Origin of the sequence: Leptospira perdikensis (assembly GCF_004769575.1) — a bacterium.
Taxonomy (GTDB): Bacteria; Spirochaetota; Leptospiria; order Leptospirales; family Leptospiraceae; genus Leptospira_A; species Leptospira_A perdikensis.
In genome coordinates this window covers 179,658-199,801 of the sequence record NZ_RQGA01000003.1, presented here as the reverse complement: position 1 = coordinate 199,801, position 20,144 = coordinate 179,658, and the positions used below count along the sequence as shown (strand labels likewise).

The window sequence follows — 20,144 nt, the reverse complement described above, 5'->3', positions numbered from 1 at the left end:
GTTGCATTCGTTTTTTACATTCGAAGACTGTAGAATGCTCATGGGAGAATACATGAAATCCAAAATATTACCCTTAACCACTCTAACACTCCTGATTTTTACAGCAGGCATTACCTCTGATTCCGCATTTGATATGTCCACCCAGTCTGACCGCAAATCAGTCAGTGTTACCATTTACAATGGAGGGATTGGTCTCGTTCGGGAAACTCGCGTTTTAAATTTATCAAAAGGAATTCGTACGTTACGTTTTGAAGATGTCCCTTCTCAAATCATTCCACAAACTGTAAGGGTCAAAGGAGAAGATCAAAAAAAACTGACAGTGTTTGAACAAAACTATGAATACGATTTAATTTCCCCTGAACGCCTTATGGACAAATACATTGGAAAAGAAGTCACTCTTTACAATGAAACAAAAGAAAAAACAACTTCCGTCAAAGCAACGTTAATCTCTAATAATGGAAACCCTGTGTATAAAATTGGAGATGAAATTTCACTTGGTTACAATGGACGAGTGACAGTTCCTACCATTCCGGAAAATCTTTATGCAAAACCTACTCTTGTTTGGAAATTAAAGAATGATCTGGAAAAGGAACAAACCTTAGAAGTTTCTTACCAAACTCATGGCCTTGGTTGGTCCGCTGACTATATCCTGGTTTTGGATAAAGAAGAAGAACTTTGTGGTTTGAATTCTTGGGTGACCTTGAATAACAACTCCGGTGCAGAGTTTAAAAATGCAACGTTACAACTTGTGGCAGGAAAGGTAAATTTAATCTCCAACCAAGTGAACTCTTATGCAACACAACCCCGCGCAGTAAAAAAAACAATGATGAAAGAGTATTCTGAATCAGCAGATGCTCCAGAATTCAACCAAGAGAATTTGTCTGAATACTACCTATACACTTTGGACCAACCAACCAATATCGGTTACAACCAAACCAAACAAGTCCAACTGTTCCAATCCGAAGGAATCGAAATCAAAAAGTATTTTGTTTTTGAAAACCTTCCTATGTACGAAGGGAATGAAAAAAACTTCAATAACGCAACCATCAAGTACATCTTCAAAAATGCGAAGAAAAACAATTTAGGTCGCCCACTCCCACTAGGAACCATTCGTGTTTTCAAAGCTGATTCTAAAGGAAGACAACAACTTCTGGGAGAAGATACAATCGATCACACTCCTGAAAACGAAGAAGTAAAAATTCGAACAGGCCAAGCTTTTGATGTAGTTGCTAACGGCAAACGACTCTCAAACGAAGTGTTCAAACTTTCTCGTGGAGATAAATCAACTTACTCAGCGGAAATTCGAAACCGAAAAAAAGAAACAATCGAAGTTCGGTTCTATGCGAGTCTTTGGGGTGATTGGAATATCACAAAATCCTCTCATAAATTCACAAAAGAATCAGCAACGAAGGCATATGCGGATGTACCTTTAAAAGCGAATGAAACGGTAACTGTGGAATACACTGTAGAAACAAAATACCAATAATGGAAAACAAATATGACGTAATCATAATCGGTTCTGGTATAGGTGGCCTTACGGTCGCCTCTATCCTTTCTCAAGTAGCCAAAAAGAAAGTATTGGTTCTGGAACGTCATTTTAAGTTAGGCGGATTTACTCACACCTTCAAACGGTTTGGAAAATTTGAATGGGATGTGGGAATCCATTATATCGGGGACTTAGGCGAAGGTTCGATGTTACGAACTCTTTTTGATTCCATCACAAGAAAAGGTGTAAAGTGGAACAAAATGGAAGAACCTTTCGAAGTCTTCGATTACCCTGAATTTAGTTTTCCTGTTTATGGAGAAAAAGAAAAATTTGTTTCGGACTTAAAACTCAAATTCCCTTTAGAATCTGAAGCCATTGATAGATACTTTCGAGATGTCGAAACCTTCACCCAATGGTTTGGTAGGCATTTTACATTAAAAGCTTTGCCTGCTGTATTTGAAAAGGCAGCCAAGTTTTTAAACTTAAATCACATTCCCACACCTTACATCACTACCAAAGAATATATGGAAACCAACATTCGGGATGAAAACTTAAGAGCCCTTCTTTGTTCGCAGTGGGGTGACTATGGCCTCCCTCCTTCCGTTTCTTCCTTTGCCATCCACTCGATGATCGTTACACATTATTTCCATGGTGGGTATTTTCCGATTGGTGGATCTTCTAAAATTGTAGATTCCATTGAACCCATCGTAGAAGAAAACGGTGGGAGTTTAAAAATCCTCCACACGGTGAAAGAAATCCTTTTGGAAGGAGACAAAGCTGTCGGTGTGAAAGTAGAAGTTCAAAAAGGAAAAACCTTTTCCGAACAAGATTTTTATGCGGATGTGATTGTTTCCGATGCCGGAGCCTACACAACGTATAACAAATTATTACCAAAAGAATATTCCTCTTCTTTCCAAAAACCTTTGGAAACTCTCAGCACACAAGGAACCACTTCCATTACACTTTATATTGGATTTAAGGAATCTCCGACAAAACTCGGATTCCACGGAGAAAACCATTGGATCTTTCCAGATATCAATCATGACGCTTGTTATGCGAAAAGAAACGATTTGGCAGACGGGAAACCTCCGATGATGTATTTATCTTTTCCTTCCTTAAAAAATCCAGAAGCCGAAGACCACACCGCCGAAGCTATTAGTTTTGCTGATTATTCTTTATTTGCCAAATGGAAAGATGAACCCTGGAAAAAACGAGGGGAAGACTACACAAAACTCAAAGAAACCATCACCGAAGGTATGTTAGAATTTTTGGAAAAACGATTTCCCGGATTTAGGGATCTCATCGAATTCACAGAACTCTCCACACCCATCACTACAGAATTTTTTACCGGTCATAAAGAAGGTTCCATTTACGGACTTTCCTGTACACCGGAACGCTTTGAACAAGAATGGTTAGGTGTGAGGACAACGATCGAAAATCTTTACCTAACGGGAGCGGATGCCTGCTCTCCTGGTGTGGCCGGTGCTCTCATGGGCGGAATTGCGGCTTCTTCTGTGGTTTTAGGGCTTACGGGAACACTTCGGCTCATGAAAGAACTTTTCCAAAAGAGCCAAGAAACCGGTTGACAATTGGTTTAAGATTTGATAGTTTGATATTAAATTAATGGGAACAAAATTCAAAGGATCCAAAAAAGAAGTACAGGCGTTGGATGCGTTCATTAAATTGAAACGTGCGGCCGAGTCTCTGTCTTCCCGACTGATTTCTGAGTTCACAAAGTGGAGCATCTCAGAAAGCCAATTTGGGGTACTCGAGACTTTGTACCATTTAGGTCCTCTTTGTCAAAAAGACCTTGGGGATAAAATTCTCAAAAGTACAGGAAACATCACTCTTGTCATCGACAACCTAGAAAAACGAAGTCTGGTAGAACGTGTTCGTGGTGTGGAAGACAGAAGGTTTATTTCTGTCCACCTAACGACCGAGGGGAAAAAACTGATCGAACAAATTTTCCCTGACCATGTAAAACGAATCACATCTGAGTTCGCAGTATTATCACCTGAGGAACAAGAAGTCCTTGGTAAGATCTGCAAAAAACTTGGTAAAAAAACAGACGCTCTCTGTAAGTAATTTAATCTCGGTAGTCCATCACCAATCGAAATCCTGCTCGCCTATCTTCGGATAGGTTAGGAATCCCTCCATAAGATCTAGCAGTTGCTGTTGAGTTTTTCGCAGAGTCTGAATACGAACCTCCTCGAACTACTTTGTAAATTTTCCCAAAAGAAAAGTTTTTAATATGATGCCCTGGATACAACTGATAGTCACTGGAAGTCCATTCTGGAGCATTTCCACACATTCCAATGGCTCCATAAGGACTTTCCCCTTCTGTGGAGAGCACATGAACAGATTGTGCCTTTCCTATTTTTGATTCCCTCGTATTACAATACAAAGAGTCGTATTCATCGCCAAAAGGATATTTAGTAGCAATGATTTGGTATCCCAAGGTTTCATCCCGATTGGTAAACTCAATCACTCCTGGACCCCGAGCTGCTTTTTCCCATTCCCATTCAGTCGGAATTCGTTTCCCCACCCAACTCGCATAACGTTCCACTTCCCGATATGTAAGATGAACCACAGGAAAATCGCCTTCTCCTTCAGGGTATTTCCCCCCAATCCAATGTGGAGGGCTCTGGGTATTGGTTTGTTTTAAAAAGTAAGCATATTCTGCGTTAGTGACTTCAAATTTATCAATATAAAAGGAAGGAATCTCTTTTAGATTCGAAGGTTTTGGTTCTAAAAAGTAGGGATTAAAACTGTCACTCGAAGGATCTGTACCTTGACCGTATAAAAAAAGTCCGCGTGTGATAAGGACCATTTCTTTTCTATCTTTAGGATGAAATACCGTTTTTCTAGGAGGAGTGTATCTTCCTTTAAAAAAGGCATCTGGTTCGGTAAAAAAATCTTCTTCAATATAACTAGAAATGTAAGCATCTGTTGTGATCTCTTTCATTTTGGAACTGAGATCTGGTTTATAATCACCGACTAACACTACTTCTATGAATTGATTGTTTTTGTTAATATTTTTTTCTTCCCAAACAGTATCTCGAACCACGAGGATTCCTTGTTTAAGATTCGTAAGTTTTTGATACACAGGAAATTCTTTTGTATCAGCAAATAAAGATTTAATTTCGTTCAAAGAGAGTTTGGATATTCGTTGGTTGCGATAGATTCGAACTTTGATCCACAATCTATTTTTATAAACACCAACCACTTCCCCTTTCCAGAGTTGGACTTTCTTTTTAGTCGATGCAAAGGGTGATTCTTCCGAAGTTTCCTCTTGCGAAACAAGGGGTGCCGCAGCCATCCCTAAAACGAATAGAATCAATAGTAATTTTTTCATACTGTCTTTTATCATCATCGGCGTATTTTGCAGAAACCTTTTGATTGAAATTTCCTGTGCATGTATACAATCTGTGGGAAAGGGAAATGCCACATTGATCGAGTTTCAATACAAACGAGAGAAGGAAAACATCCTAATTTCCCTAAAAACGGATTCTACCCAAATTGGTACCTTCCACCGAATCGCTACGATCATTTATGCTCTGAAAATGGACATCCTTTCCGGTGAACTGAGCACTGTAATCGAGAAAGGAAGGGAATTTACAATCGATTCGTTCATTTTACAAGCAGATGGTGGTGATACTACCCAAGCCGCTTTCAAATTAGGGATGATGATGGATTCCTTATTTTCTAAAAATACTAAGTTCGAAGAAATTTTAGAAAAGTTACAAATCCAAGAACCTGCAATCGCTACCTTCTTTCGAGAAACACCTGAATTTATTTTTAGCGATCTTCCCGAACGGAATGAAACTTGTTTGTATTTGGAAAGTAGTGCAGGAAGGGGTCTGTTGTATTATGTTTCGCGAATTCTAATGCAAAACCAAATCAACATTCGCAGTGCTACGATTGAAACCGATTTCGAAACTGGCCGTGCGAAAGATAGTTTCTATTTAACAGATGCATCGGGGAAGATTTTTGCTTCTTCTGACCTTGCGGACAAAATCAGAAGAGAAATTCTAGCCCCGATCCAATCAAACTCTCGTTAGAGATTAGTTTTTACAAAGAACCTTTAAAGAAGTAGCTTTATCAACTTTTGGTGCTTTTCCGTTAGAAAAACGGTAAGCTAAACCTGACTTCTTATCCACTTCTGTTTTAGTCCAATATTTCTCTTCGCTTGATTTAATCTCTTTTGGAGCCGTTGCTGCAAATTTTACGAGATCATCTTTAGAAGGAACCACTCCACCTACGGATTTACAATATGCTGCGGCTTCTGACCATTTTTTAGAAGCTACTTTGTCCACGAGGAATCCAGCAGTAGATTCTTCTGGAGCCGGAGTCTCTTCTACTTTTTTCTCAGGTTCTGCAGCCACTGGTTTGGTCTGTGCATCAGCAGGAGCAGATGTAACAGCTACTGGAGCTTTTGTTTTGAAGTATTTTACATATCCTAAATACCCGATTGCAAGCACTCCGGCCAAAACCAAAAATAGATACACTCCATTTCCGGATTCTTTTGTACCATGGGAAGATCCGTCGGAATGAGATACCGGGGATTGAAGGGAAACTTGCGCGGACTCATCGTTTCTGAAAAGTGATGCACTTTCGTTTCTTGTAGATTGTTTCTTAACCGTATTTGTTTTCTTAGCCGCTTTTTTGACAGCCTTCTTCTTAGCGGCAGATGATGATTTTTTCGTTGCCATAATGATAATCCTTATTGCCGAGACAATTCTAATTATAGTTATCACATGAAATCAAAAAAAGCTGAAGAACTTCTTCTCAAATTTGTTTTTTTTTAAAATTTTTTTAAGTGTGTTTCCTTTTCTCCTACGAAATCGTGATCCTAGATGAAAGAAGTTCGTATTGGTCTATTGGGTGCCGGAGTCGTCGGCACTAGCTTACTCCAACTCTTGGAAAAAAACCGAGAAAAAATCCAAAATCATTATGGAATCAACTTACAACTAACGGCGATTGCTACTCGTAGCCCGGGAAAACTCCAAGGTAAAACAAACGTTCAAGTAACGGACGATGTACTATCTGTTACAAATCGTTCGGATATCGATATGATTGTTGAATTGATAGGCGGAACCGATATGGCCTACAAAGCGGTTCGGTCTGCTTTAGAAAATGGCAAAACTGTCATCACGGCCAATAAGGCGTTGTTATCCGAAAAAGGTAGGGAATTGTATCCGATCTCTACTAAAACAGGAGCAGAACTGGGGTATGAAGCAGCGGTCGCAGGTTCCATTCCTATCATCCGCACTTTAAGGGATGGTCTTTCCTCTTGCGAGTTTGAAGTGATTTGCGGAATTCTGAATGGGACTACCAATTTCATCCTAACCAAAATGGAACAGGAGTCTTGGGATTATTCCACTGCTTTGAAGAAAGCCCAAGAGTTAGGATTTGCGGAGGCAGATCCCACCTTTGATGTGGAAGGAATAGACGCAGGTCACAAAATCAGTTTGCTTGCGAGTCTTGCTTTTCGCGAGTATGTTTCGTTCTCCTCATTATCGGTAAAAGGAATCTCTGAATTACAATCATCTGATATCCAATCTGCCCTTTCTCTCGGCTACCGAATCAAACTTTTGGGAATCTCTAAACGAAGTTCGGCGGGTGTCCTTACCAAGGTTCACCCAACTCTTGTTCCCCTCGACCATCCTTTAGCAAATGTGATGAATGAATCCAATGCAGTATTTTATAAAACCAAAGAAGCAGATTCAGGAATGATCACAGGAAAAGGAGCCGGTGGAATGCCTACAGCCAGTGCCGTTCTCTCCGACATCATTTATTATGCAACACGACTGGGTAGTAAAGACATCGCGAAGGAAAATAACCTTTTTCCGGAAGCCAAAGCCTTTCCAGAGCCAGACAATTTGGTTCGTTATTACCTACGTTTTTCCACGGTAGACAAACCCGGGGTTCTTGCTGAAATTTCTCAAGTCCTCGGCCGTCATAATATTTCAATTGCATCCGTCCAACAGAGAGAGTCCACTTCCGAACCTGTGTCAGTGATTGTTGTCACACACGCAGCGACCGAAGGAGAATTTCAGAAATCTCTGCAGGAAATTGATACTATGTCTTCCATCATCAAACAAAAAACTGTGGCCATTCGGCTCTTGGAAAAGTTGTAAGTCGCGATGGCGAATTTACAATTTCCCTCTCTAGATTTAAAAACAGAATTCGTCGATATCAAAGGCGAACGAGTTCTGGTTGTTTCGTTCGTGGGTCAGATCACAAATACCAACGCTTATGAAATCAATCGGAATATTTCCGTCATCTTTCGGGATGCCGTTTACAATATTATCTTAGAACTCACAAAACTGGACTACATCAATAGCATTGGGGTCGCCACACTCATCGGAATCATCAAAACGGTGGAGAGCCATCATGGCAAAATTCTGATTGGAGGACTGAATCACTTTTTAGAAAACGTGATTCGCCTAATGGATTTGCCACGTAAGGTTCAAATTTTTAATACAAAACAGGAAGCCATCACTCACTGGGAGTAGAAACGAGAGTCGGTTTTTGTTCTTTTGTTTTCCAAATTTCCTCTTCAATCAGACCTAAAAGATGGGAAAGGCCGGCGCGTGTAACAGCAGAAACAAGTAAAACATCATTTTTTTCAAATGAGGCACGTGTCTCTTCATCCAACCCATCCGCTTTGTTAAAAACTACCATTCTCGGAATTTCATTTAATTGTAATGAATTAAGAATGGTGTCTACAGCTTCCATTTGTTCCGCATAACTTAAGTTTGTGGAATCAACCACATGCAGTAACAGATCCGCATCCCCCAATTCCTCGAGGGTAGCTTTGAAAGCTTGCGAGAGATCTGGTGGAAGATCATGAATAAAACCAACTGTATCAGAAATGATGATCTCTCTTTCTTCTGGAAAACGAATTCGACGAGTTGTAGGATCCAAAGTAGCAAAGAGTTTGTCTTCTGCTATGACTGTAGAATTGGTTAAAGCATTGAGGAGGGTTGACTTCCCAGCATTTGTATAACCAACAATTCCCACAATGGGGATTTCATTTCTGGAACGTGACTTACGGTTCAGTTCCCTACGGCGTTTTAGATCTTTTAATTCATTTTCCAAACGAGTGATTTTTTCTTCGACTCGTCTGTTTCCAATTTCTAATTTAGTTTCCCCTGGCCCTCTTCCACCAATACCACCTGTTAGGCGACTCATATTGTCATCTAATTCAGAAAGCCGGTTTTTTAAATATTTGAGTTGGGCCAGTTCCACTTGGAGTTTTCCATCTCTCGATTTTGCATTTTTCGAGAAGATATCTAAAATGAGTTGGGTGCGATCAATGATTTTTAAATCGCTGGCATCGGAGATTTTTTTTGCCTGAGAAGGTGTAAGTTCTAAATCAAAAATCAAATGTTCTATATCTTTATGGACTGAGGTGAGAATGATTTCTTGTAACTTTCCTTTTCCAACGACGGTTTTGGGATCGGGATCTCTTTTTTGAACATAGGTATCCACAACATGAATGCCAGCAGTGCGACAGAGTTCTTTAAGTTCCGCCATCGAATGATCAGGCGACCGTTTCATCTTCCGGACATCATACACACCTACGAGGAAAGCCCGATTTTCTTTTTGGGACTCCTTTAAGGTCGACGTCTTTTTAGTGAATTCAGATTCAAGTGCTTCCACTTGTTCTGAGTATCCATACTTCAACTGCCCTGGATATTGTTTGGGAGATAGGATCCAAGGTTCCTTTGCATCTGGATCTGGATTAATAAAGGCAGAAAAAAAGTATTTGGGAATTCCGTCAGAACCAACACAGGCTGCAGTGATCGAATCAAAACGGTTCAACACAAGGTCCATTAAGTCTTCTTGGTTTAACGGGTGTTCTTTGAGGTGTGTATGAAAGAGCCGCAGCCCTCGCAGACGAGAATGCGCCACACGATAACGATCCAAATGAGGAATTTCGATGGAGTTGTCATTACCAACAATCAAATGAGTGACATAACCTGTCCTCTCAATGAGAAGGCCGACTTGCCTACGAATTTCTACCGAAATCTCACCTACGAGCCGTGCCAGGTCCATAGAAATGATAGAATCCTCTCTCAGACGCCTTTCGGAGAGAGATTTTAACTTTTTTAGTTGGTTTGGCTTGAGACCAGCTAGATTGCCGCTAATTTTACTTATAGTAAGTATCCGATATTCAAAGTATGGAAGTAGGCTATCAGATGTTTCAAAAGGGTCAAGACATAATTTGGAAGAGCAGTTTATGGGTGGTCCTTGTTCTGTTGATAGGTTGTTCCACTGCAAGGCCATACCAGTTAACAGACGTTTCACCAAGGTATCAAGAATACCAAGGAACCGATTTAGATCCTCATAAAACAAAACAAGTATTGGTTCCAGTAACAAACAATCGTAAGTATGATGAATTTATCCAAGAAGCACACAGAACCATTGCACTTTTAGAATTTGGGGAAAACGTAGCTCTTCGTGCTGATAGCAAAAAAACTGTGGGGGAACCGGCAAATCAAGAAATGCAAGCCGCAGCCTATTTAGAAGAAGACCTCCCACCTATCATTACAAAACTTCCTGGTCTCGTACAAACCAACCAAGACTTAATTGAAAGCACACCCAACGACTTTGATGGGCCTGCCATAGGTCGTGTGACTTATGAATTAGGTAATATTTTAGATTCTCTAAAACAATACAGCCCAAAAGCTATTGGAATTCAAAATGCTATTCGTAATATTCGATCGGATTCGGCTAACTATGCCAAAGGAAAAGACATTGCCGATCCAGAAATCAATCCTGTAGTAGAAGATCCCATCATTATAGATGATAAAAAAGATAAACCAAAAAAACCAGAAAAGATTATTACTAAAAAAGAAGATGTTGGTTCTAAAATTTCCATTAAACGCCTCAATCGCAAAACGAAAGTTACAGGAAAGGCAAAAGTTGACGAACAAATTAATGAATTAGTCAAAAAGGAAGAAGAAGAAGTTTTTTCAGACGAAGAAAAAAAAGACAGAGAATACACTGACCAAATCCGTACTGGTCTTGTGAAAGTTTTCCAATGGGAATACTATCGAAACTCCAAAAACTTAGAAAAAATTCTGGCCACCCATCCGATCCCCCGTGTTCGTTCGGCAGCAGCACTAGCTCTCGGTCGATTGAAAGCCGGCCGTGTGAGTTTACAAACCGCAATTGATCGAGATGGTTACCAAGTAAGACCAGCGGCTTACAAAGCTTTGTCGGATCTTGGGGACAAACGTTCATTGTCTTATTTTATTGCAGGAACCAAAGCGGAAGATCCTGAAGTGATTGCTGTCAGTTACGAAGGACTTGGTAAAACGAGAGACCCCGCTGGTAGAGAAATGATCCTCACAACAGGACTTGCTTCCGAATATGTTGTCATTGTTTCCGGATCCCTTCGTGGACTCGCCTATCATAAATTAGATGCTGATGTAGAAGTATTTGATAAATTTTTAAAGTCCAATGAACAAGAGGTCAAAGAAGCAGCATTGGAAGCACTTGCCATTCACGGCAGTCGAGAAAGTTTGCGGATATTGGAACGAGTGGTGGCCGAAGAACCAAATCTTGCTTTATTAGCCGTTGATGAAATTAGTAAAAATCCAACTCTTTCGGCAACTTTTGCCCTCATTCGTTTGAACGAAGCTCAGACTGATGAAAAACTTGGGAAACGAATTGGAGAATCATTACTTCGCAGAAAAGCTTTTGGAAAATATGCAATCATTCTCGTTGAAGATGACTATCTAAGAGCAGAACCGAACGAACGATCCAGACCTGTATCTTATATTAAAAACAAAGAAATTGGTCTCATTCTTTCTGAAACGAAAAAGGAATTTGCCGTTCGCATTGGTGAAGACATACTTACAGACAAATACATCCAAGTTAAAATGGAATCTACCCTTCCAGGAGCCAGAGGAGCTTTTGTAACGGGTTGGATATTCTATCCAAAACTCGATATCATTGAAGTGAAACAATTAGGAAGTGATGGAAACTCAGGAAAGTATTCCAATTTGAAGAAAGGAAAACATAACAATCTCTTCAATCCAATTGAAGAAATCAAAGTTCCTAAAAAGGATTAGATTTTCCTTTTGAGAGGGCGGTGGGAACCCATTCCACCGTTCCTTGTTTGAGTGGGACTTTCGGAATCATCCAATGTAGTCCACAAAACCAAGGCAAAAACAAAGAAGAAAATGGCATCACGCCAAAAACATCGAATCCAGTGGAAGCGATGACAAGAACTCCCTTGTAACCCGATTTGTAAATTTTACGCATCATCCAAAGACCTGAGGTTTGCGTTTCCATAGTCACATCAGAAACTACCATATCGTAATTTTGATTTTTAGAAAAAAGGACCAGTCCTTCTTTTGCATCCACTGCTCTGTCTGATGGAATATTTCGAGAATCAAAATATGATTTTAAATTGTTCGCATAACGATCATTATCATCAACAATTAAAACTCTTTTCATATTTGGATCTCCGCATCAGCAAATTGACTGTCATATAATTTTTTATAAATTCCATTCTCTGCCAAAAGGAAGTCATGATCTCCCTGTTCTTTAATCTCACCATCTTCAATCACCACTATGTTTTTTACACGACGTACTGTCGACAGGCGATGGGCGATAATGAAGGTAGTTCTATTTTTAAAAAGGCGTTCCAAAGCACGACTGACTAACCTTTCGGATTCTGCATCGAGGGCACTTGTTGCCTCATCTAAAATCATAATTTCCGCATTTCGTAATAAGGCACGGGCAATCACCAAACGTTGCCTTTGTCCTCCACTGAGATCGAGCCCTCGAACCCCAATAACAGTGTCGTATCCATTTTCCATATTAGTAATGAAATCATGGGCATTGGCAAGACGGGCTGCACGAACCACTTCCTTACGTGTTGCAGCACCCGTTCCATAAGCAATGTTCTCTGCTATGGTTCCGTGGAAGAGAAAAATTTCCTGAGTCACAATTCCAATTTTTTTACGAAGGGATTTAAGAGAGTAGTTACGAATGTCAATCCCATCGATGCGAATTTTTCCTGCTGTAGGATCAAAGAACCTTGGAATTAAATCCATGAGTGTGGACTTACCAGAACCACTAGTTCCAACAAAGGCATAAGTTTCACCCAGTTTGATATCTAAGTTGATTCCTTTTAGAACTTCTTGGTTGGTTCCCGGATAAGAAAAATGGATGTCATCAAACTGAATCCCCTCCTCTATTTTTTCGAGAATGGCTTCATCTCCATGTTCTACTACTTCAGAATCCCGATCGATGATTTCAAAAATCCGTTTTCCTGCTGAATTGGCTTGGGTGATTTTTCCCACCATTTGGGAGAGTTGCGTAAGAGGACGAAGTAAAAATAACAAGGTAAGGAGAAATGCCATAAACTCCCCTTGTGTGAATTTACCGGAATAAATAAATTTAGCACCCATTGCAAAGTATCCAAGAACCACAATGGAAGATGTCAACTCCACAAGACTGGGTGCCATTTGTAAATAGAACTGCCCTTTGAAAGTTCGTCGGTAAACTCTATAGTTAATGTGATCGAATTTTTTAAGATCCTGGTTTTCTTGGCGAAAGGTTCGGATGACCTTAATTCCTGAAATGAATTCTTGAATATGACTGTTTAGGTCGGCCAGTTTTTCTTGGAACCGAGCAGTAGAAGAGGAAATTTTCCGCGTAAATAATGTTACCGGCAATATCACAACCGGAATAGTAAGACAAGCTAGGACTAATAATTCCGAATTCAAATAAATAAGAATCATTAGGTGTGTTAAAACATAAAAAAAGTTAATCACCGCATCACGTAAGTTACTCGAAATGACAGCAGCAACAATCTCAGCATCGTTAATCACACGGCTCATGATAAGACCCGTTTTTTCTTTATAGAAATAAGTGAGAGGTAACCTTTGGACTTTTTGAAATAATTCTTGGCGAATGTCTCTCACTGCTTTATAACCGGCAGTCGCTATACAAAAAACAGATAAAAGGTAAGTTCCTAGTTTTAAAAGATAAAGTGGAAATACAGCAATACAGACAGCCCAGACGACTTCTTTTGGTTCCATATCTTCTGTGAATTGATTGATTTGGAGTTTTGCAGAAATAATGACCCGTTTCAGCCGTTCAAGCCCATCCAAACTTTCTTCACCCAATAGAACTTCTTGAACGAGGATAGTTTTTTCAGGCAGTGTTAAATCCAAATGAAAACGATTGTTTTTATCGCCACCTAACGAATCAAAAAGGGGGATAAGGGCCGTAAGAGAAATACCATTTAGAACTGCTGTCAAAAGGGCAAATACTAAACCCAAAACAAATCGTTCTCGGTAGTGCACAGAATAGGACAATAGTCTTAAAAAATATTTCATTTGATAACTTCCTCATAGAAGTTACGGAGTAATGTTTCCCCATGTTCGGTGAGGATGGATTCTGGGTGGAATTGTACCCCAAATACCTTATTCCATTTTCTGTGACGAATTCCCATTATGACTCCATCTTTTGTTTCCGCTGTCACTTCCAATTCGTTTGGCAAAGAAACTTTCGAAACAGCCCAGGAATGATACCTGTTCGCTAAAAATCCATTAGGAATGTTTTTAAACACCCCTTCGCCGTTGTGTTGGATCTCAGAGGGTCTTCCATGGAACACTTCGGGGGTTTGTTCCAAACTCGCTCCGGAGGTTTCAGCAATGGCTTGGTGACCGAGACAAATCCCAAGCACAGGCATTGTCTCATACACTGCCTGTATATGATTCATTAATTTTCCGGAAGTTTTAGGAAGCCCTGGACCCGGCGATAAAACAACTGCCTGGTATTTTTTTTGTAAATCTACGGGTAAGTCTTCATCATGTCGCATGACAGTGGTTGGTATGATTTGGTTCAGGTATTGGTACAGAATATAAGTGAATGAGTCGTAGTTGTCGATGAGAAGGAACATATTAGGAGAGGACAAGTGGATTTGGTTTTAATTCCACCTGTCCTAATTCCAATCTTTATGCGTTAGGAGTTTCGATCCCAACACCATCATTGAGAAATTTAGAAATGATCACACGTTGGATTTGTGAAGTTCCTTCGTAGATTTGGAAGATTTTTGCATCACGCATTAATTTTTCTACAGGGTATTCTTCGTTGAATCCGTAACCACCAAAGATTTGAACTGCATCTGTTGTGACACGCATTGCCATATCAGCACAAAATACTTTTGCGATGGATGCTTGGTATGTATTTCTAAATCCGTTATCAATGAGCCAAGCCGATTGCCAACAAAGGAGTCTTCCGGCTTCAATGTCACGAGCCATCTCAGCAATCATAAAACTCACACCTTGGTTTACAGAGATCGGTTTACCAAACGCATTACGAGTGTTTGCATAACGAATGGAATGGTCAAGTGCTGCACGAGCCACACCAACGGCTCCAATTGCCACTGCAGGACGGGTTTTATCAAAAGCGCCCATGGCAATTTTGAATCCTTCGCCTTCTTTTCCGATCATGTTTTCTTTTGGAACTTTTACGTCTTCAAAGGTAACACCACGAGTGTCGGAACAACGTTGTCCCATATTTTTTTCTTTTTTACCGATGATGATTCCTGGAGTTTTTGCATCTACGATGAATCCGGTCATACCTTTGTGGCCAGCATTAGGATCTGTTTTTGCTAAAACAAAAAACCAGTCCGCATGACCTGCGTTAGTAATCCACATTTTGGATCCATTTACAATATATTCATCACCCACTCGTTTGGCTGTGGTTCGAATTCCTGCAACATCCGACCCAGCACCAGGTTCGGTAACCGCATACGCAGCAAGAGTAAAAGTTTCAGACATTGGTTGGATGAATTTTTTCATTACATAATCATCTGCACCGAGTAAAACAGGTGCTAATGCTAAATTGTTTGCTAAAATGGCAGTCGCCATTCCCGAACATCCGTAAAATAACTCTTCTGAGGCGATAAGTTCATCCAAAACACCGAGGCCTGCTCCACCGTATTCTACCGGGATATGCATATTCATAAGGCCTACGTCAAAAGCTTTCTTTAAAATTTCTTTGGGATATTCACCGGAGTGGTCATGGTGTTCCGCCTTGGGAATCATTTCATTTTTGGCGAAATCTCTTGCTAAGTCGCGGAGGGCTTTTTGTTCATCGGTGATGGAAAAGTCGATCATGGTGTGCCTTGTAGATGTTTTTTTACAGTACTTTGGAATTTTCTCTCTGAGTCAAGAAACTAGGGCGACTTAAATCTGTTGAAAAATCTTTTGAATCCAAAATCCTAGCCTTGGGAGAAAACAATGTCAGGACACTCGAAATGGGCGACGATTCGAAGAAAAAAGGGAGCTATTGACGCCAAAAGAGGCGCCATCTTTACAAGGATTGCCAAAGAAATTTCTGTAGCTGCCAAAGATGGTGGTGGAGACCAAGAAGGAAATCCAAGACTTCGCCTTGCCGTAACAAAAGCAAAAGCTGCCAACATGCCAAAAGACAATATCGAACGCGCCATCAAAAAGGGAACAGGCGGACTTGAAGGTATGGTGTATGAAGAGTGTCTGTACGAATGTTACGCACTTGGTGGCGTAGCCATCATGGTCGATGTCCTTACTGACAAAAAATCACGTACAACTCCCGAAATTAAAAGCATTCTAACCAAACTTGGCGGTTCCCTAGCCAATGCCGGGGCAGTCTCTCGTCTTTTTGAACGTAAAGGTCAAATCACCCTAAAAGCCGACCAAATTTCTGAAGAAGCTTTATTTGATTTAGCGCTTAGTGCAGGTGCTGAAGACATCCAGGTCAATGACGGTATGTATACGGTAATCACAGCTCCCGCTGAATACGAAGCAGTTCAATCTGCCCTTTCCACAAAGGGACTGAATATGGAAGAGTCGGAAATCAAATACATCCCTATGACTACTGTGGAAGTGAACGACAAAGAAACGGCTGAAAAAGTGATGAAGCTCATTGAAAACTTAGAAGCCAATGATGACGTACAAGGTGTGAGTTCCAACTTTGAGTTAGGCGATGGGGTGGAGTTAGATTAAACCTTACCCTCATAGGCAGGGACGATTTATGTCGCCCTGCCTCTTATATTTTGGGATCCTCTGCTTTGCTACAGCTCTACAGAAAAATCCACTACAAAGGGTTTATCTTTTTTTAATCAGACCTGCGATGAAAATCAGCAAAATCGATCCTGCCACTGCCACCAGCAGTTCTGCAATAAGGCCATAAGAGCGAAAGCCCAAAAGTCCAAATACAATCCCTCCTAAAAAGGAACCCACCACACCAATTACCAAATTAGCAATGATCCCAAATCCCCTTCCACGCAAAATACGACCAGCAAGCCAACCTGCTGCAAGACCAATCAGTAAAAACCAAATAAAACTAAACATAAGTTACTATCCTTGTTGCCTTTTCTTTTGAATTCTCATAAATTTACAAGAAGTCGTTTGAGAATCAAATCATATACGAAGGCTACATTTGAAAAATCAACTATTAACAGGTCCCTATTATTTTGGTATGAAGGACTTGGATGTGTTCAAAAAACATTTTATCCAGGAAAACCAAGGGAAGCCGCTCTTCCTCATTCGTTTCGAAAACATTAGTGGTATTGAACTAACTGATTTTTTGGATCTACTCCGAACCGAATTTTATGCCTGTTTGGATTTAGAAGATATTTGTTTCGGGTTTCATTACTTAGAAAAAAGAAATATATTGATCATGGGAATTTCTCCACTCTTTGAGTGGGACATTGAAAAATTTCCTAATATTGAAAATGCTGTTGGTAAATTCCAACAACAATGTATGCAAAATAAAACTGCATCTTTTCATTTTGGAGTTTCAAGAACTCAATCTAATTTTATCTCCGATAATGATGAAATTTATAACGAACTTTATAAATCCTCCGAAAAAAATCTAAACGATAACTTAGTGCGTTGGAGTTGGACCTACTACAACAAAGCTAACACCTATATTTCTGGATCGGTTCATGAAGCCATGATCCAACCCACTGTAATCTTCAACCCAAAAGATAAAACCTATTCTGTTAAAGGGGGGGAAGTATTCCTCGGTGGTGGAGCATACATTGGTTACAAAGATTTAATCAATGACATTCCTTCTGACCAAGATCTAAACCGAATCGAACTTTTGATTTTAGAAAAACTAATCATAGCCTGCGAAGGGGCTCCGGGACTTTTAAAATTTAATATTTCGCCACAATCATTAATTGATACTTTTTCCCATGTAGGTCGTGTCGATCGGTTGAAAAAATTAATCCAAAACAAAGATCTACTGCCTGAAAACATTCGATTTGAATTGGTAGAAAAACCATATGACGATTCCCATTATCCGTTAAAGGATGTTTGTCATGCTTTTTATTCTCATGGAATGAGTTTTGCTGCTGACGACTTTGGAGTCAAAAGCCAGTCTCATCAAATTGTTTTGGATTTAGGAATTATGATTAAAGAATTCAAACTTGATCCAATCAGTTTTAAATTCAAAATCGAAGAAGATCAAATCAAGTTTTTGGACAACTTAGCATTTATCGATTATTGTAAACGTCTTGCTGACAACAGAGAGGCCGTGATCACCGCAGAAGCCGTAGAGGATTACGATACCTTGCGGTTCCTTATGGAGCACCAAATCTATCAATTCCAAGCAAACATTCTATTTGGAAAAATGACTGTGTCTGATTACAAAAGAGATTTTGATCTTCTGCATTCCATTCACGAAGATATAGTGAAAGAAGTATTGACAGATAAAATTTTGTCAGAAAAACAAAAGAAAGTCGGGAATTTGTTTCGAGTGGCATCGGAAGAGGGTTTGATTTAAAAATAATTATGCATTTCATTATGGCGATTGAAAACGATCTAAATTCCGCACAGGATTTGGAAAATATCTTTCTTGGTTTGCGCCAACGTGTTGTCATAACAAAATTTTCGCAAACAGTCCAAGAGTATGTAAAATCCTCAAACCCGGATATCATTCTTATGGGTTTAACCTTTAAGGATAAAAAAGAATTAGAATTTGTTTTAGAACTTCGTCGGGATGTGATCACTCACAATATTCCAATTCTCGCTATGATTCCCAAAGAAGATGCTAACTTTGTCGCAAACCAAAAGGCACTTGGATTTACAGATTATATGGTAAAACCATTGATCAAACAACCACTTCTCGATCGAATTCATTCACATATTGAAGAATATAAATTTAGCGAATCTTCAAAAACTAGAGACAATATGTCCTTTATCGTTGTGGATCGGGGTCATGGTAGAGTTCTATTTCAATGCCGCGCCAATCTTAAACGGTATGTGTTTCCGGAATTTAAAAAAATATTCACTCCTAACTTTTTAAAATCCATTCTGGCCGAACGTATCTGTTTTGATGTTCGTGTAGTCCCCGAACTTGGAAAAGAAGAAGTAGAAGTTTTTGAAAGAGTAATGAAACTCTTTATGGGTCATGAGAAGGTTGTGTTCATTGCCGGTCGCCACATGGGTGCATTCATTGAACACGCATCAGATGATGAAAAAATGTTAGTTTTTATGGCTCCAAACGAATTCGATGAATACGTTAAAATGGAAGAACAGAAGATAGAAGAACAACGTAAGAAAGAAAAAAAGGAAAAGTTTGCAAAAGATAGTGCCAAAGAAAGTGCACCCACCCCACCTACATCTTTAGGCGATGTAAAAATAGAAATTCCAATCGGAGGACCGACTCTTCCATTGACTTCTGAAGAACCAATCATTTCGGAAACACCTCCTGAGACTCCACCTAACTCAGATTCGACTGAAAAACCTCCGCAATCATAAATTTTAAAATTAAAAAAACAAAAGAAGTAACCAATGAATTACAAACGCGAAGTCATCGACATTCCAAACGGTAAAGGCGAAATCATTCGCTTTCAAATGAACGAACAAAACTCACTGACGGGACAAAACATGAGAGATCTCGGTGAGATCTTAAATGAAATCAAAGCCGACAATTCTAAACGAGGTATTATCTTAACTACGGATAATCCTAAATTTTTTTGTAACGGACTCGACGCAGAAAATTTACTTTCTACTAGTCGTGACAAACTCATCGATGAAGTCGGTGGAATTGTTATTCTTTTTGGTGAACTTGTAAAGTTTGATAAACCTTTGATTACTGAAGTCACAGGTCATGCGATGGGTGGTGGCGCTGTCATCACTGTAGCATCCGATTTTAAATATATGCTCGATGGAAAAGGACGGATTGGTTTTACAGAAGTAAACGTAGGCCTTCCACTTCCAGGAAGTTTTATCGATCGTATTCGTATGTGTGTAGATCCAAGGTATTGGGCTGAAGTTTGTTTGGAAGGTTCGACTTACAAAGGTGCAGAGGCCAAAAGAATTGGACTTATCGATGAAATTGCACCAACTCCAGAAGACATAAGAAAGATTGCTTTAAAAAAATTAGAAACACTTTCGAAAGTTCCGCAAGCGGCATATCGTTCCACTAAAAATACTTTAAACGGAGCACTTCTAGCAAACTTAGAACAATATAAAAAAGATACGATCAAATCCTTCGAGCAGCCAGGTGTTGTTGAAAATCTACTCGAAGCAATGACGGCTCTTAAGGAAAAACGAAGACCCGTTTTTAAATAAAAATTTCATCGATCGAGGGGAAAAATACGACAGCCCCTCGATTCTTATAAGTCTTT

19 protein-coding genes are annotated in these 20,144 nt (G+C 39.7%); 11 read left to right on the top strand and 8 right to left on the bottom strand.

Annotated elements, in window-relative coordinates; translation table 11 throughout:
- The first annotated feature begins 52 nt into the window (after positions 1-52).
- The 3 genes from EHQ49_RS02245 to EHQ49_RS02235 are packed head-to-tail and all read left to right on the top strand — an operon-like array spanning position 53 to position 3,571.
- On the top strand, positions 53-1,486 hold the full coding sequence (locus tag EHQ49_RS02245) for a DUF4139 domain-containing protein (RefSeq protein ID WP_135575937.1): 1,434 nt from the start codon (positions 53-55) through the stop codon (positions 1,484-1,486).
- Positions 1,486-3,072, top strand: a complete 1,587-nt coding sequence (locus tag EHQ49_RS02240; RefSeq protein WP_135575935.1) for a phytoene desaturase family protein — start codon at positions 1,486-1,488, stop codon at positions 3,070-3,072. The genes EHQ49_RS02245 and EHQ49_RS02240 overlap by 1 nt, the downstream gene beginning before the upstream one ends.
- Before the next feature lie 37 nt (positions 3,073-3,109).
- Positions 3,110-3,571, top strand: a complete 462-nt coding sequence (locus EHQ49_RS02235) for a MarR family winged helix-turn-helix transcriptional regulator (RefSeq protein WP_135575933.1) — start codon at positions 3,110-3,112, stop codon at positions 3,569-3,571.
- A gap of 1 nt (position 3,572) precedes the next feature.
- On the opposite strand, the gene EHQ49_RS02230 is transcribed toward EHQ49_RS02235, so the two are convergent.
- Positions 3,573-4,841 carry a formylglycine-generating enzyme family protein gene (locus tag EHQ49_RS02230; RefSeq protein WP_135575931.1) on the bottom strand — a complete coding sequence of 423 codons (1,269 nt, stop codon included), beginning with the start codon at positions 4,839-4,841 and terminating at the stop codon, positions 3,573-3,575.
- Between the two features lie 94 nt (positions 4,842-4,935).
- Between EHQ49_RS02230 and EHQ49_RS02225 the strand changes: the two genes are divergently transcribed.
- The gene (locus EHQ49_RS02225; RefSeq protein ID WP_135575929.1) at positions 4,936-5,547 is read left to right on the top strand and encodes a hypothetical protein; all 612 of its coding nucleotides are present in this window, start codon (positions 4,936-4,938) and stop codon (positions 5,545-5,547) included.
- A 3-nt stretch (positions 5,548-5,550) separates the two neighbouring features.
- Here EHQ49_RS02225 and EHQ49_RS02220 read toward each other — a convergent pair whose 3' ends face one another.
- Positions 5,551-6,198, bottom strand: coding sequence for a hypothetical protein (locus tag EHQ49_RS02220; protein ID WP_135575927.1), 648 nt, complete (start codon positions 6,196-6,198; stop codon positions 5,551-5,553).
- A gap of 144 nt (positions 6,199-6,342) precedes the next feature.
- On the opposite strand from EHQ49_RS02220, the gene EHQ49_RS02215 reads away from it, so the two are divergent.
- A complete protein-coding gene (locus EHQ49_RS02215; RefSeq protein ID WP_135575925.1) occupies positions 6,343-7,626 on the top strand; it encodes a homoserine dehydrogenase in 1,284 nt (427 codons plus the stop codon).
- 6 nt (positions 7,627-7,632) lie between these two features.
- The gene (locus EHQ49_RS02210; RefSeq protein ID WP_135575923.1) at positions 7,633-8,004 is read left to right on the top strand and encodes an STAS domain-containing protein; all 372 of its coding nucleotides are present in this window, start codon (positions 7,633-7,635) and stop codon (positions 8,002-8,004) included.
- Here the strand turns inward: EHQ49_RS02210 and hflX are convergent.
- On the bottom strand, positions 7,988-9,550 hold the full coding sequence (hflX, locus tag EHQ49_RS02205) for a GTPase HflX (protein ID WP_135575921.1): 1,563 nt from the start codon (positions 9,548-9,550) through the stop codon (positions 7,988-7,990). The genes EHQ49_RS02210 and hflX overlap by 17 nt on opposite strands.
- Positions 9,551-9,693: 143 nt before the next feature.
- Between hflX and EHQ49_RS02200 the strand changes: the two genes are divergently transcribed.
- Positions 9,694-11,574, top strand: coding sequence for a HEAT repeat domain-containing protein (locus EHQ49_RS02200; protein WP_208732150.1), 1,881 nt, complete (start codon positions 9,694-9,696; stop codon positions 11,572-11,574).
- Here the strand turns inward: EHQ49_RS02200 and EHQ49_RS02195 are convergent.
- The 4 genes from EHQ49_RS02195 to EHQ49_RS02180 are packed head-to-tail and all read right to left on the bottom strand — an operon-like array spanning position 11,561 to position 15,642.
- A complete protein-coding gene (locus EHQ49_RS02195; protein WP_135575919.1) occupies positions 11,561-11,962 on the bottom strand; it encodes a response regulator in 402 nt (133 codons plus the stop codon). The two genes, EHQ49_RS02200 and EHQ49_RS02195, sit on opposite strands and share 14 nt — an antisense overlap.
- Positions 11,959-13,854, bottom strand: a complete 1,896-nt coding sequence (locus EHQ49_RS02190; protein ID WP_135575917.1) for an ABC transporter ATP-binding protein — start codon at positions 13,852-13,854, stop codon at positions 11,959-11,961. Before EHQ49_RS02190 ends, EHQ49_RS02195 begins: the two co-directional genes overlap by 4 nt.
- The gene (locus EHQ49_RS02185; RefSeq protein ID WP_135577681.1) at positions 13,851-14,420 is read right to left on the bottom strand and encodes an anthranilate synthase component II; all 570 of its coding nucleotides are present in this window, start codon (positions 14,418-14,420) and stop codon (positions 13,851-13,853) included. The genes EHQ49_RS02190 and EHQ49_RS02185 overlap by 4 nt, the downstream gene beginning before the upstream one ends.
- A gap of 55 nt (positions 14,421-14,475) precedes the next feature.
- Positions 14,476-15,642 (bottom strand): acyl-CoA dehydrogenase family protein, encoded by a 1,167-nt coding sequence (locus EHQ49_RS02180; protein ID WP_135575915.1) that lies wholly within the window; start codon positions 15,640-15,642, stop codon positions 14,476-14,478.
- 123 nt (positions 15,643-15,765) lie between these two features.
- On the opposite strand from EHQ49_RS02180, the gene EHQ49_RS02175 reads away from it, so the two are divergent.
- A complete protein-coding gene (locus EHQ49_RS02175; protein WP_135575913.1) occupies positions 15,766-16,509 on the top strand; it encodes a YebC/PmpR family DNA-binding transcriptional regulator in 744 nt (247 codons plus the stop codon).
- Between the two features lie 102 nt (positions 16,510-16,611).
- Here EHQ49_RS02175 and EHQ49_RS02170 read toward each other — a convergent pair whose 3' ends face one another.
- Entirely contained in the window at positions 16,612-16,857 is a 246-nt protein-coding gene (locus tag EHQ49_RS02170; RefSeq protein ID WP_135575911.1) for a GlsB/YeaQ/YmgE family stress response membrane protein, read from the bottom strand.
- Between the two features lie 88 nt (positions 16,858-16,945).
- Here EHQ49_RS02170 and EHQ49_RS02165 point away from each other — a divergent pair, with 88 nt between their 5' ends.
- The 3 genes from EHQ49_RS02165 to EHQ49_RS02155 are packed head-to-tail and all read left to right on the top strand — an operon-like array spanning position 16,946 to position 20,088.
- On the top strand, positions 16,946-18,295 hold the full coding sequence (locus tag EHQ49_RS02165) for an EAL domain-containing protein (protein ID WP_135575909.1): 1,350 nt from the start codon (positions 16,946-16,948) through the stop codon (positions 18,293-18,295).
- An 8-nt stretch (positions 18,296-18,303) separates the two neighbouring features.
- A complete protein-coding gene (locus EHQ49_RS02160) occupies positions 18,304-19,272 on the top strand; it encodes a response regulator (protein WP_208732149.1) in 969 nt (322 codons plus the stop codon).
- Between the two features lie 33 nt (positions 19,273-19,305).
- The gene (locus EHQ49_RS02155; protein ID WP_135575907.1) at positions 19,306-20,088 is read left to right on the top strand and encodes an enoyl-CoA hydratase/isomerase family protein; all 783 of its coding nucleotides are present in this window, start codon (positions 19,306-19,308) and stop codon (positions 20,086-20,088) included.
- The last annotated feature ends 56 nt before the right edge of the window (positions 20,089-20,144 follow it).

Bases quoted from the DNA above. Each gene is read 5' to 3' on its own strand.
- EHQ49_RS02245 (WP_135575937.1), top strand. From the start codon at position 53: ATGAAATCCAAAATATTACCCTTAACCACTCTAACACTCCTGATTTTT.
- EHQ49_RS02240 (WP_135575935.1), top strand. From the start codon at position 1,486: ATGGAAAACAAATATGACGTAATCATAATCGGTTCTGGTATAGGTGGC.
- EHQ49_RS02235 (WP_135575933.1), top strand. From the start codon at position 3,110: ATGGGAACAAAATTCAAAGGATCCAAAAAAGAAGTACAGGCGTTGGAT.
- EHQ49_RS02230 (WP_135575931.1), bottom strand. From the start codon at position 4,841: ATGAAAAAATTACTATTGATTCTATTCGTTTTAGGGATGGCTGCGGCA.
- EHQ49_RS02220 (WP_135575927.1), bottom strand. From the start codon at position 6,198: ATGGCAACGAAAAAATCATCATCTGCCGCTAAGAAGAAGGCTGTCAAA.
- EHQ49_RS02215 (WP_135575925.1), top strand. From the start codon at position 6,343: ATGAAAGAAGTTCGTATTGGTCTATTGGGTGCCGGAGTCGTCGGCACT.
- EHQ49_RS02210 (WP_135575923.1), top strand. From the start codon at position 7,633: ATGGCGAATTTACAATTTCCCTCTCTAGATTTAAAAACAGAATTCGTC.
- hflX (WP_135575921.1), bottom strand. From the start codon at position 9,550: ATGGACCTGGCACGGCTCGTAGGTGAGATTTCGGTAGAAATTCGTAGG.
- EHQ49_RS02200 (WP_208732150.1), top strand. From the start codon at position 9,694: ATGTTTCAAAAGGGTCAAGACATAATTTGGAAGAGCAGTTTATGGGTG.
- EHQ49_RS02195 (WP_135575919.1), bottom strand. From the start codon at position 11,962: ATGAAAAGAGTTTTAATTGTTGATGATAATGATCGTTATGCGAACAAT.
- EHQ49_RS02190 (WP_135575917.1), bottom strand. From the start codon at position 13,854: ATGAAATATTTTTTAAGACTATTGTCCTATTCTGTGCACTACCGAGAA.
- EHQ49_RS02185 (WP_135577681.1), bottom strand. From the start codon at position 14,420: ATGTTCCTTCTCATCGACAACTACGACTCATTCACTTATATTCTGTAC.
- EHQ49_RS02180 (WP_135575915.1), bottom strand. From the start codon at position 15,642: ATGATCGACTTTTCCATCACCGATGAACAAAAAGCCCTCCGCGACTTA.
- EHQ49_RS02175 (WP_135575913.1), top strand. From the start codon at position 15,766: ATGTCAGGACACTCGAAATGGGCGACGATTCGAAGAAAAAAGGGAGCT.
- EHQ49_RS02170 (WP_135575911.1), bottom strand. From the start codon at position 16,857: ATGTTTAGTTTTATTTGGTTTTTACTGATTGGTCTTGCAGCAGGTTGG.
- EHQ49_RS02160 (WP_208732149.1), top strand. From the start codon at position 18,304: ATGCATTTCATTATGGCGATTGAAAACGATCTAAATTCCGCACAGGAT.
- EHQ49_RS02155 (WP_135575907.1), top strand. From the start codon at position 19,306: ATGAATTACAAACGCGAAGTCATCGACATTCCAAACGGTAAAGGCGAA.